Source organism: Microbacterium sp. Bi128 (genome assembly GCF_918698205.1).
This window is the reverse complement of record NZ_CAKKMM010000112.1, coordinates 1-11,050: the sequence shown is the minus strand read 5'-3', so window position 1 is coordinate 11,050 and position 11,050 is coordinate 1. Positions and strand designations below refer to the sequence as shown.

11 protein-coding genes are annotated in these 11,050 nt (G+C 70.0%); 1 reads left to right on the top strand and 10 read right to left on the bottom strand.

The annotated features are described in order from the left end of the window. The 9 genes from LQV45_RS10485 to LQV45_RS10445 all read right to left on the bottom strand — a co-directional run. Nucleotides 1-924 (bottom strand): FtsW/RodA/SpoVE family cell cycle protein (locus tag LQV45_RS10485; RefSeq protein ID WP_230006960.1); only part of this gene is annotated, 924 nt, incomplete at its 3' end. An 11-nt stretch (nt 925-935) separates the two neighbouring features. Beyond that, nucleotides 936-2,477: a UDP-N-acetylmuramoyl-L-alanine--D-glutamate ligase gene (gene murD, locus LQV45_RS10480; protein ID WP_374208182.1), complete on the bottom strand. Its 1,542-nt coding sequence runs from the start codon at nt 2,475-2,477 to the stop codon at nt 936-938. Further along, entirely contained in the window at nt 2,459-3,565 is a 1,107-nt protein-coding gene (gene mraY / locus LQV45_RS10475) for a phospho-N-acetylmuramoyl-pentapeptide-transferase (protein WP_138174873.1), read from the bottom strand. Before mraY ends, murD begins: the two co-directional genes overlap by 19 nt. After that, complete coding sequence (gene murF, locus LQV45_RS10470) at nt 3,562-4,974, bottom strand: UDP-N-acetylmuramoyl-tripeptide--D-alanyl-D-alanine ligase (RefSeq protein ID WP_230006959.1); 1,413 nt, start codon at nt 4,972-4,974, stop codon at nt 3,562-3,564. Before murF ends, mraY begins: the two co-directional genes overlap by 4 nt. Nucleotides 4,975-5,026: 52 nt before the next feature. Then, nucleotides 5,027-6,820, bottom strand: coding sequence for a penicillin-binding protein 2 (locus LQV45_RS10465; protein ID WP_230006958.1), 1,794 nt, complete (start codon nt 6,818-6,820; stop codon nt 5,027-5,029). A gap of 4 nt (nt 6,821-6,824) precedes the next feature. Continuing rightward, nucleotides 6,825-7,451, bottom strand: coding sequence for a hypothetical protein (locus LQV45_RS10460; protein ID WP_230006957.1), 627 nt, complete (start codon nt 7,449-7,451; stop codon nt 6,825-6,827). Beyond that, nucleotides 7,448-8,401 (bottom strand): 16S rRNA (cytosine(1402)-N(4))-methyltransferase RsmH, encoded by a 954-nt coding sequence (gene rsmH / locus LQV45_RS10455; RefSeq protein WP_230006956.1) that lies wholly within the window; start codon nt 8,399-8,401, stop codon nt 7,448-7,450. The genes LQV45_RS10460 and rsmH overlap by 4 nt, the downstream gene beginning before the upstream one ends. Before the next feature lie 96 nt (nt 8,402-8,497). Next, nucleotides 8,498-8,929: a division/cell wall cluster transcriptional repressor MraZ gene (gene mraZ / locus LQV45_RS10450; protein ID WP_128216332.1), complete on the bottom strand. Its 432-nt coding sequence runs from the start codon at nt 8,927-8,929 to the stop codon at nt 8,498-8,500. Nucleotides 8,930-9,281: 352 nt separating this feature from the next. Continuing rightward, nucleotides 9,282-9,668: a DUF3040 domain-containing protein gene (locus LQV45_RS10445; RefSeq protein WP_230006955.1), complete on the bottom strand. Its 387-nt coding sequence runs from the start codon at nt 9,666-9,668 to the stop codon at nt 9,282-9,284. Between the two features lie 64 nt (nt 9,669-9,732). Between LQV45_RS10445 and LQV45_RS10440 the strand changes: the two genes are divergently transcribed. After that, nucleotides 9,733-10,824 carry a polyprenyl synthetase family protein gene (locus LQV45_RS10440; RefSeq protein ID WP_230006954.1) on the top strand — a complete coding sequence of 364 codons (1,092 nt, stop codon included), beginning with the start codon at nt 9,733-9,735 and terminating at the stop codon, nt 10,822-10,824. 15 nt (nt 10,825-10,839) lie between these two features. On the opposite strand, the gene LQV45_RS10435 is transcribed toward LQV45_RS10440, so the two are convergent. Beyond that, the coding region (locus LQV45_RS10435; protein WP_253074568.1) for an Rv2175c family DNA-binding protein at nt 10,840-11,050 on the bottom strand (211 nt) is incomplete at its 5' end.

The following is an 11,050-nucleotide window of genomic DNA, read 5'->3' as shown; positions in this document are numbered from 1 at the left end:
GCGGCATCCGATCAGACCCAGCTCCTCGCCGATGATCGCGAAGATGTAGTCGTTGGCCGCCGCGGGGAGCCAGTCGTACTTCTCTTTCGAGTTGCCCAGACCGAGTCCGAGCAGTCCTCCGCTGGCCAGCCCCCACACCCCGTGCAGCGACTGGTAGCACGAGGTGTAGTAGCACGAGGCGTCATCGGGGTCGAAGAGGCTCGCGATGCGCGCCATGCGGTTCTCGCTGCCGAGCGCCGAGACGAGCACCACGACCAGCGAGAGCACCGCGGGCACGATGAACATGCGCAGCTTGATGCCGGCGAAGAACAGGGCGCCCAGCACCACGAGCACCAGGATCATCACGGTGCCGAGGTCCTTGCCACCGAGCACCGTCCCGATCACGAGCACGGCCACGGGCACGACCGGGATGAACACGTGCTTCCACGACGTCAGCAGCCGACGCTTGCGGTAGAGCACCGCCGCCATCCACAGCGCCAGGGCGAGCTTGAGGAACTCGGCGGGCTGGAATTGGAACCCGGCGATCTGCACCCAGTTGCGGTTGCCGTAGGACTCGATTCCCAGGCCCGGAACATAGACCAGCAGCTGGAAGAGTGTCGCGAAGATCAGCACGGGCCACGCGATGCGCTTCCAGAACAGCATCGGCGCCCGGCTGAGCACGAACATCAACGGGATGCCGACGACCGCGAAGATGCCTTGCTTCAGCACGTGGTCGAAGGGGTTCTGGCCGCCGTCCAGCGCGGACGTCGCCGACAGCACCATGACCAGGCCGAAGCCCGTGAGCAGGAGTGCCGCCGAGGCGATGAGAAGGAACTCGCTGGGTACCGGCTGGAAGGCACGGCCGAGCGAGACGCGCGCGGACAGCCCGCGGCGAGCGGGCTCGTCCTCGGGCGCCTGATGGGGAGGGGGTGCCGTGGTGGTCACGCGGTGTCCCCCTAGTCCTGCCGTCGAGCCGATCCGTCGTCCTGGCCGGCGATCCACGCCCGCACCGCCTCGGCGAATCTCTCGCCCCGGTCGGAGTAGGAGACGAACTGATCGAGCGACGCCGCCGCGGGGGCCAGGAGCACGGTGTCTCCGTCCCGGGCCACGTCGGCCGCCAGTTCGACGACCCGTGCCATGACGTCTTCAGTCTGGGTGTGGTCGACCTCGAAGAGGGGAACCGCGGGGGCGTGTCGCTCGAACGCGGCCACGATGTCGCCGCGCTCGGTTCCGATGACGATCGCGGCCCGGGCGGCTGCGCCGCGCGTCCGCACGAGCTCGGCGACGTCGACGCCCTTGAGCAGACCGCCCACGACCCACACCGCACCCGGGTAGGCCGCCAGCGACGAGCCCGCGGCGTGCGGATTCGTCGCCTTGGAATCGTCGACCCACGTGATCCCGCGGTGCGCGGCGACGACCTGGATGCGATGGGGGTCGAGGCGGAAGCGATCGAGCGCGTCGTGGATGTCGGCGGGCGCCACGCCGAGCGAGCGCGCCAGCGCGCTGGCCGCCAGGATGTTGGACACCACGTGCGGGGCCGCCAATCCCTGCTCCGCGAGGTCCGCGACGGTCGTGAGCTCGAGCGCCGAGGTCGCGCGCTCCTCGAGGAACGCGCGATCGACGAGGATGCCGTCGACGAGGCCGAGGTCGCTCGGGCCGGGGACACCCAGATCGAAACCGATGGCGCGGGCGCCCTCGACGACCTCGGCATCCTCGACCATCTCGCGGGTGGCATCGTCGGCCTTGTTGTAGACGCAGGCCACGCGGGTGCGGGCGTAGACCCCGGCTTTCGCGTCGCGGTAGGCGGCGAAGCTCCCGTGCCACTCGAGGTGGTCGTCGGCGAGGTTCAGGCACACCGCGGCGTGCGGAGAGAGCGCGTCGGGCCCCGTCTGCAGGTTCAGGTACCAGAGCTGGTGGCTGGAGAGCTCGACGACGAGCGCGTCGAAACCGGCCGGGTCGCGCACGGCGTCCAGGACCGGGGTGCCGATGTTGCCGACCGGTGCGGCGCGGAGCCCACCGGCGACGAGCATCTCGGCGGTCAGACGCGTCGTGGTGGTCTTGCCGTTGGTCCCGGTGATGAGGATCCAGTCGGCGGGACGCCCGTCGGGTCGCACGACCTTGTCGCGCACGCGCCAGGCCAGCTCGACGTCTCCCCACAGCGGGATGCCGCTCGCCTGCGCCCACGCGATGAGCGGGTGCGACGGGGGGAAGCCCGGCGAGGCGAGAACGACGTCGGGCGCGAAGTCGCTCAGCACGGCCGGGACGGCGTCGAGCGGGCCGACGTGGAGCGCGGCGCCGATGACCGGCAGCAGCCGGGAGTACTCCTGGTCGGCCTTCGCGGTGACGACGAGCACGTCCGCGCCGAGCTCGGCGAGGGTGTCCGCGGCCGAGAAGCCGGTCACCGACAGGCCGAGAACGGCGACCCGGAGTCCCTTCCACTCGGCGTACCAGCTGTGCAGGGATGCCACCCGCTCGGCGCTCATACCCGAGCCAGCCATTCCACGTAGAAGAAGCCCACGCCCGAGACGGCGAGCAGGCCCGCGATGATCCACATCCGCACGACGATGGTGACCTCGGGCCACCCCCGCATCTCGAGGTGATGGTGCAGGGGGCTCATCAGGAACATCCGCTTGCCGCGCGTGATCTTGAAGTACGCCCGCTGCAGGATCACCGAGCCCGACGCGATGACGTAGACGCCGGCGATGAGCACGAGGAGCAGCTCGGTGCGGGTGAGGATCGCGAGGGCGGCGATCACGCCGCCGATCGCCATCGACCCGCAGTCGCCCATGAAGACCTTCGCCTTCGGCGCGTTCCACCACAGGAAGCCCACGAGCGCGCCCACGAACGAGGCGGACACGATCGCGAGGTCGAAGGGGTCGCGGACGGCGTAGCAGCCGGCCTGCACCGACGGGTCGAGCACGTCCGCGCACATCTGCTTGTTCTGCCAGAAGGCCATGAGGCTGTACGCCCCGACGACGAAGATCCCCGACCCCGCCGCCAGACCGTCCAGACCGTCGGCGACGTTGACCGAGTTGGAGGCCGCGGTGCCGATGAGCGAGATCCAGGCCAGGTAGAGCAGCCACCCGAGGATCGGCCCGAGCGCGAACAGCGACAGCACCTGGATGTCGCGGAAGATCGAGATGTACCCCGACGCCGGCGTCTGGCCGAACGCGTTCGGGAAGTTCAGGGCGACGATCGCGAAGGGCACCGTCACGAGCACCTGACCGGCGATCTTCCGCCAGCCCGACAGGCCGAGGCTGTTCTGGAACCGGACCTTCATGTAGTCGTCGATGAAGCCGACGACACCGAAGCCCAGCATGAGCCAGAGGACCAGCAGACCCGACACGGTGGGCGGATTGTTGCCGGCGTAGGCGCCGATGAGGTACCCGATGATCGTTCCGGCGATGAAGATCGTGCCGCCCATGGTGGGCGTGCCGCGCTTGGCCCCGTGCGAGGGGTTGTGCACGTTCTCGGGCGTGCGGATGACCTGTCCCCAACCCCACTTCCGGAACCCCCGGAGGAACACCGGTGTGAGGAACAGGGTGAAGGCGAGCGAGATCCCCGCGGATGTCAGAAGTGATCTCACGCGTACGATTCTCCCAGACGGTCGCCGAGGAACCGCAGCCCGGCGGAGTTGGACGACTTCACCAGCACGCGGTCGCCGTCGTGCAGCTCACCCACGAGGTAGTCGTAGGCGGCGTCGGCATCCGGGAAGAAGACGGCCTCGCCGTCCCACGAGCCCTGGGCGATCGCCTCGAGGTACATGCGGCGCGCCTCCTGCCCCACGACGACGATGCGCTGGATGCGCAGTCGCACCGCGAGGAGCCCGACCCGGTCGTGCTCCTCGTCGGCGTACTCGCCCAGCTCGCTCATCGCCCCGAGCACCGCGACCGTGCGCTCGTCGGGACCGGTGATCTGCGCGAGCGTCCGCAGAGCCGCCGACATCGAGTCGGGGCTGGCGTTGTACGCGTCGTTGATGATCCGCACGCGGTCGGAACCGAGCGGCTGCATGCGCCACCGCTCGGCGATCTCGACGGTCTCCAGGCGCGCGATGGCATCCGCCGCCGTGACGCCGAGCGCCGTGGCCGCGGCGATCGCGGCGAGGGCGTTCATGACGTGGTGCTCGCCGAGAACGCGCAGCGTCAGCGTGTGCTCTTCTCCGTCGATGACGAGGTGGGCGCGCGTGCCGGATGCCGAGACCTCGACGTCGACGGCCCGCACGGTCGCGCGGTCTCCGCGGCCGAACCAGCGCACGTCGAGGCCGCGCTCGCGGGCGAGGGGCTCCATTGCCGACACGCGCGGGTCGTCGGCGTTGAGGACGGCGAGGCCGCCCTCGCGGGTCGCGCGCACGAGCTCGCTCTTGGCGTGGAAGGTCGACTCGATGCCCCCGAAGCCGCCGGCGTGTGCCATGCCGACCATGAGCACGACCCCGATGTCGGGGGTGACCAGGCCCGCGAGGTGGGCGATCGCCCCCGGCGCACTCGCGCCGAACTCGCTGACGAGGAACCGAGTGTCCTCGGTCACCCGCAGCATCGTGAGCGGCGCGCCGACCTCGTTGTTGAAAGAGGCGCGGGGCGAGACCGTGGCGCCCTCGTCCCGCAGGATGCGCGCGAGGAGGTTCTTCGTCGTCGTCTTGCCGTTGGAGCCCGTGATGCCGACGATCCGCAGATCGCCCGTCGCACGCACGCGTGCGACGACGTCGCGGGCGAGATCGGCGAGAGCGGTGACCACGTCGTCGACGACGATCTGGGTGACGGGATCGTCGAGTTCGCGCTCGACGAGGGCCAGTGCCGCGCCGCGCTCGATCGCGGCCGGGACGAACAGATGTCCGTCGGTCGTCTCGCCGGGTTTGGCGACGAAGATGCCGCCGGGCTCGATGAGGCGCGAGTCGGTGTCGACGTCACCGTCCACGACGGTGTCGGGGGTGTCGTCGCCGCGCAGGACCAGACGGCCGCCGAGCACGGCGGCGATGTGGGAGAGGCTGGAGGAGATCATTGCTGTGTACGGACGCCCTTTCCGTGTCGGGGGGAGACCGGCATCCGGTGTCTCAGCCGAACTTGGGCAGTTCGGGGGTCGTGGTTCCGGACGGGATCACCCGGTAGTTCTTCAACACCTGGGTGAGGGCCTTCTGGAAGGCGGGAGCCGTGGCCGCAGACGACTTTACCGTTCGCGGTTCATCGAGGTTGACCGCGACGATGTACTGCGGGTCGTCCGCGGGTGCGAAGCCGATCATGGTCGTGAAGTACGCGTCGGGCTTGTACGCGCCCGTGTCGGGGTCGGTCTTCTCACCCGTACCGGTCTTGATCGCGACCCGGTAGCCGGGGACGGCGACCTGCGAGGCGAGCGTGCCCTGGGTCGCCACGTTCTCCAGCATGAGCGAGACCTTCGAGGCGGTGTCGGCCGAGACCACGCGCTGCCCCTCGGCGGAGGGGACATCGGTGACGGTGCCGTCGGCGGCCGTGCAGCTCTCGACGAGAGAGAGCGGCATCCGCACTCCCCCGTTGGCGATCGTCTGGTACGCCCCGACGAGCTGGGGAACGGTCACCGAGAGTCCCTGTCCGAAGGTCGTGTTGTAGAACGTCTGATCGTCCCACTTGTCGGCCGGGTGAAGGATGCCGCCGGACTCGCCGGGGAAGCCGATGGCGCTGGGGGTCCCGAGCCCGAACTTCTGCAGGTAGTCGTACCGGGTGTCCCTCGGGATCTTCTCGCCGAACTTGGAGATACCCACGTTCGAGGAGTCGATGAGGACACCGGTGAGCGTGTAGTTGTTCGCCGGGTGCGAGAACGAGTCGGAGACCCGCGCGTCGCCGCCCAGGGTTTCGCGCGAGGACGCGGTGACCGTCGTGTCGGTGGTGAACGATCCGCTGTCCAGGCCGATCGCGGCGGTGAGGGCCTTGAAGGTCGACCCGGGCTCGAAGGGGCTCGAGAAGGCGTTGCTGCCCCTATCGGCGGCGGGCGTGGACGTGGGGTCGTTGGGGTCGACGGTGGGGTACTCCGCCAGCGCGCGCACCTTGCCGGTCTTCGCCTCCACGACGGTGATCGTGCCGCGCAGCGACCCGGTGTTCTGCACCTGCTCGGCGATGAGCTGGCCCATGTACCACTGCAGGTCGCGGTCGATCGTGAGCTTGAGGGTGCCGCCGTCGACGGCGGGTTCGGTCTCGACCTCGGTGCCCGGCAGCACGACGCCGTCACGGCCCCGCTGGTAGACGACCTTGCCGTTCTGCGACGAGAGGCAGTCGTTGTCAGCCAACTCCAGACCCGCCAGGGCCTGGCCGTCGCTGCCGACGAAGCCGATGAGGTTGCCGCCCACGGCACCGTCCGGGTACACGCGCCCCGCCTGCGGCGGGAAGCTCAAGAACGGCAGTCCGAGCTCCGCGAGGGCGCGGTACTGCTCGGTCGAGACGTCCTTGGTGATCTGCGCCCACTGCGAGTCGGGGTTCTCCGCGACGGCGTCGGTGACGATCTTCTCGACGGCGGCGGCATCCTGCCCGGTGATCGCCGCGATCTGCGCGGCGATCTCGGGCCAGGTCCGCGTGGCGTCGACGTCGTCTCCGCTGCGGTCGGCGACGCCCTGCACGGCGAGGTGCGGATCGATCTCGACGTCGTAGCGGTGGACGCTCGAGGCGAGCGTCACCCCGTTCTCGTCGACGATCGCCCCGCGCGAGGCGTACTCGGTGCGGGAGTTCTGCAGGCCCATCGCCAGCGAGTCGTCCACGTGCTCGCGGGCGTTGACGACCTGGATGTCCACGAGGCGGACGACGAAGGCGATCAGGACGATGAGCACGACCGCCAGCGCGATCACGGTGCGACGCCGCGGGGAGCGGGAGAGTGTCGTCGTCATGGGCTTATCGTGTCGCGGGCGTCGGCAGACCGTCGCTGATCGGAGGGGGTGTCGCCGAACCCGTGGCCGGAGTCGTTCCGTCCGTGACGGGGGTGGTCCCGGCGGCGGCGTCTCCCGCCTGGGCGGCGGGAGCGGGCTCGGCGGCCTTCTTCGGGTCGGTGACCAGCGGGACGCCCGAGATCAGGGCGTTGCGCACCGATCCCCGGCCCATGGCATCCACCGACGAGGCCCCCTCGGCGGGCTTCCCGGCGCCGATCACGGCGCCGTCGCTCAGGCGCAGGTACGTCGGCGTCTCGTCGATGACCATGCCGAGTGCGGCGGCGTTGGCGGCGAGGTACTGCGGCGAGTTCAAGCCCGCGACCTCGTCGTACAGGATCTGCTTCTGGTACGTCAGGTCGCGCTGCTGCTGCGTGAGCGAGGCGATCTCGAACGAGCTCTGCGTGGTGAGGATCGACAGGCCCATCTGCACGAGCGCGATCATCACGGCCCCCAGCACCGCGATGACGCCGAACGCGCGGCGCGGCACGCGCCGGCGGGCGGGGGCGTCCACGACGTGCAGGCGCCGCGGCTCGCGCACCGGGACGGGGAACTCCGGCAGGAAGGACGCGTCGATGGTCTGGGGAGCGCTCATGCGTCCTCCTGGATCCTCTCGGCCGCGCGCAGTCGCACGGGGGTGGCGCGCGGGTTCGCCGCGCGTTCGTCGTCGCCGGCGAGTTCGGCCCCGCGCACGAGCAACCGGAACTTCGGCGCGTGCTCGGGAAGCTCGACGGGCAGTCCGCGGGGGGCGGTGGATGCCGAGGCCTCGGCGAACACGCGCTTGACCAGGCGGTCCTCGAGCGACTGGTACGACAGCACGACGATGCGGCCGCCGACACCGAGGACCGACAACGCCGCGGGGATCGCGCGTTCGAGGACGGACAGTTCGGCGTTGACCTCGATGCGCAGCGCCTGGAAGACACGCTTGGCGGGGTGCCGCTCCCGCAGGACGGCCGCGGGCGTCGCCGCTTGCAGCACGTCGACCAGCTGCCCGGAGCGCTCCAGCGGAGCCTGCTGGCGGGCGGCGATGATCGCGCGGGCATAGCGTCCGGCGAGCTTCTCTTCGCCGTAACGCTCGAAGATGCGGCGCAGGTCGCCCTCGCCGTAGGTGGCGAGCACCTCGGCGGCAGTGACGCCGGAGGTCTGGTCCATGCGCATGTCGAGCGGCGCGTCCTGGGCGTAGGCGAAGCCGCGGGAGGCCTCGTCGAGCTGGAGCGAGGAGACGCCCAGATCGAACAGGATGCCGTCGACCTTCTGCACGCCGGCCGAAGCCACGGCCGCGGCGATGCCGTCGTAGACCGTGTGCACGAAAGTGGTGCGCCCCTCGAAGCGCGCGAGGCGCTCCCCCGCGATGCGCAGCGCATCGGTGTCCCGGTCGAGTCCGATCAGCCGGGCCGTCGGGAAGCGCTCGAGGAACGCCTCGGAGTGGCCGCCCATGCCGAGCGTCGCGTCGACGAAGACCGCGCCCTCGCGCTGGAGGGCGGGGGCGAGCAGCTCGGCGCAGCGCTCGAGGAGAACGGGGGTGTGGATGTCGCGGATGTCCATGATGACGGGGCGAGGTCGCGGGCTCTGATCCCCATCCGCTCGACCTGGCGCCGGGGAAGTGCGTCAGGGCGTGCGGCTGGGAATCACAGCCGGCGATCAGAACAGTCCCGGGATCACCTCCTGCTCCATCTCGGCGTACGTCTCTTCATTGCTCTCGGCGTAGGTGTTCCAGGCCGTGGCGTCCCAGATCTCGGCGTGGGCGCCGACGCCGGTGACGACCAGCTCGCGGTCCAGTCCCGCGTAGGCGCGCAGCGCCGGGGGGACGGTGATGCGGTTCTGCCCGTCGGGCTTCTCGGCGCTGGCCCCGGAAAGGAACATGCGCAAGAAGTCGCGGGCCTGCTTGTTGCTGAGCGGCGCCTCGCGGATCCGCTCGTGAACGCGCTCGAACTCCTCGGTGCTGAACACGTAGAGGCAGCGGTCCTGCCCCCGGGTGATCACCACGCCGGCGCCGAGATCGTCACGGAACTTCGCGGGCAGGATGACGCGCCCTTTGTCGTCGAGCTTGGGAGTGTGCGTGCCGAGCAGCATTCGGGCGTCCACCCCCTTCGTCCGGCCTGCGAAGTTTCCCCCACTTTACTCCACCGCCCTCCACTTTGCTATCGAAATACGGGATCTTCTCGGCGAGAACCGCAGCGCGGACAATCCGCCCTCCCTCCGGCGACGGCCGGAACACTCCCGTGTTTCCGGGGCCGCAGCGACCGACCGCGCACGACGGGACCCGCCGGTGGAGGAAAAGGGAGGCCATCGAGATCCCGGCGCACTCCCCCGCGTCGCGGCGCGTCGGATCGACACGGTGAGCGATCACGCGGATTCGGTCAGCGCGCGGGCACAAAAAAACACCGGCTCCGAGGAGCCGGTGTCTTTCGAGAGAGGAGGAGGGTCAGCGCCCGTCGTTGCGGCGATCCCAGCGCTCGTTCATGCGGTCCATGAACGAACCGCCCGATGCTCGGGCACCGCGAGAGGGAGCGGACGGCGGCGCGGTCGCGACGCGAGAGGAATTGCGGGTCGGCGTCACGGCGAACACGACACCGCCCACCATGAGCAGGAATCCGACCACGCCCACGGCGATCCCCACGACGCCGGTGTTGAACCCGATGGACACGCCCGCGATGAGCGCCCCCAGACCGGCGAGCACGAGGATCGAGCCGAGCACGATGTTGCGATAACTGAGCGCGCGATTGGGAGCCGTGACGACGTCGGCGTCGTTACTCATGAGATGGCGCTCCATCTCGTCCAGCAGGCGCTGCTCCTGTTCGGAGAGTGGCATGCATCCCCCTCTATTGCTCAGTGCGATCGATTCTACGCGGGGCGTGGATCACTAGGCTAGGCCCGTGCCGACCTCCCCGGAACCGATCGAGGCTGTTTCCCAGCGACTCGACAACTTCGTGTCTGAACAGATATCGTACGCCTCCGCCCTGGGGTCCGAGGCAGAGAAGATGGCTCGCGCCGGGGCCGCATCGTTGCAGGGCGGAAAACGGCTGCGGGCACGCTTCCTCCTGTCGGGGCGCCGCGCCGTCGACGAGCTCTCGCCCTCCGGTCCGGCCGCTCCCGACGATGCCGCGATCGGGGTCGCCGCGTCCCTCGAGGTGTTCCAGGCCGCGGCTCTCGTGCACGACGACCTGATCGACAACTCCGACACCCGCCGCGGCAACCCCGCCGCACACCGCGCCCTCGAGGCGGTTCACCTCGCCTCCGGCTGGGCGGGCGACGCCGAGGCCTTCGGGCGGTCGGCGGCCGTGCTCCTGGGAGACCTCCTCGTGGCGTGGAGCGACGATCTGCTCGAGGAGTCGCTCGACGGGCTCCCGACGGCTGGTGCGACGCGGCGGCAGTACGCGCAGATGCGTCGCGACGTCACGATCGGGCAATTCCTCGACGTCGCCGAGGAGTCCGCCTACGCCGTACACGACGACGACACCCACGCCGAGCGAGCCCTCCGCGTGGCCTCGTACAAGTCAGCGCGCTACAGCATCCAGAAGCCGTTGCAGATCGGTGCGGCCCTCGCGGGTGCCGATGAGGCTCAGCTCGACGCCCTGGGGCGGTTCGGGCACGACGTCGGCATGGCGTTCCAGCTGCGCGACGACGTCCTGGGCGTCTTCGGCGACAGCGTCGTGACCGGCAAGCCCTCGGGGGACGACCTGCGCGAAGGCAAGCGCACCGTCTTGGTCGCGTACGCCCGTCAGGCCCTGTCCGCCGAACGGCGGTCCACTCTGGACGCCACGCTCGGAGACAGAACACTGGATGCCGACCGCATCAGCGATCTGCAGCAGACCATCGTCGAGACCGGCGCGCTCGCGCGCACCGAGGAGCTCATCGCCGACTACGAACGTCGGGCCGAGGTCGCGCTCGACGGCGCGCGTCTGGGCGCCGGTGCCGTGGAGGAACTGCGCACCCTCGCTCGCGCCGCCACGCAGCGGACGTCCTGACGGGTCCGCGTCCGCTCAGGCGAGAGTCGCGGCGACGCGACGCACTTCGCTCTTGCGCCCGGCCAACAGGGCCTCGATCGGGGCGACCCCGATCGTCTCCTCGGGCGTCAGGAGCCAGTCGATCGTCTCATCGGGGTCGAACCCCGCGTCGTGCAGCACGATGATGGTGCCGCGCAGCGACGGAAGAGGACGGCCGTCGACGATGAACACCGCGGGGACCCGCAGC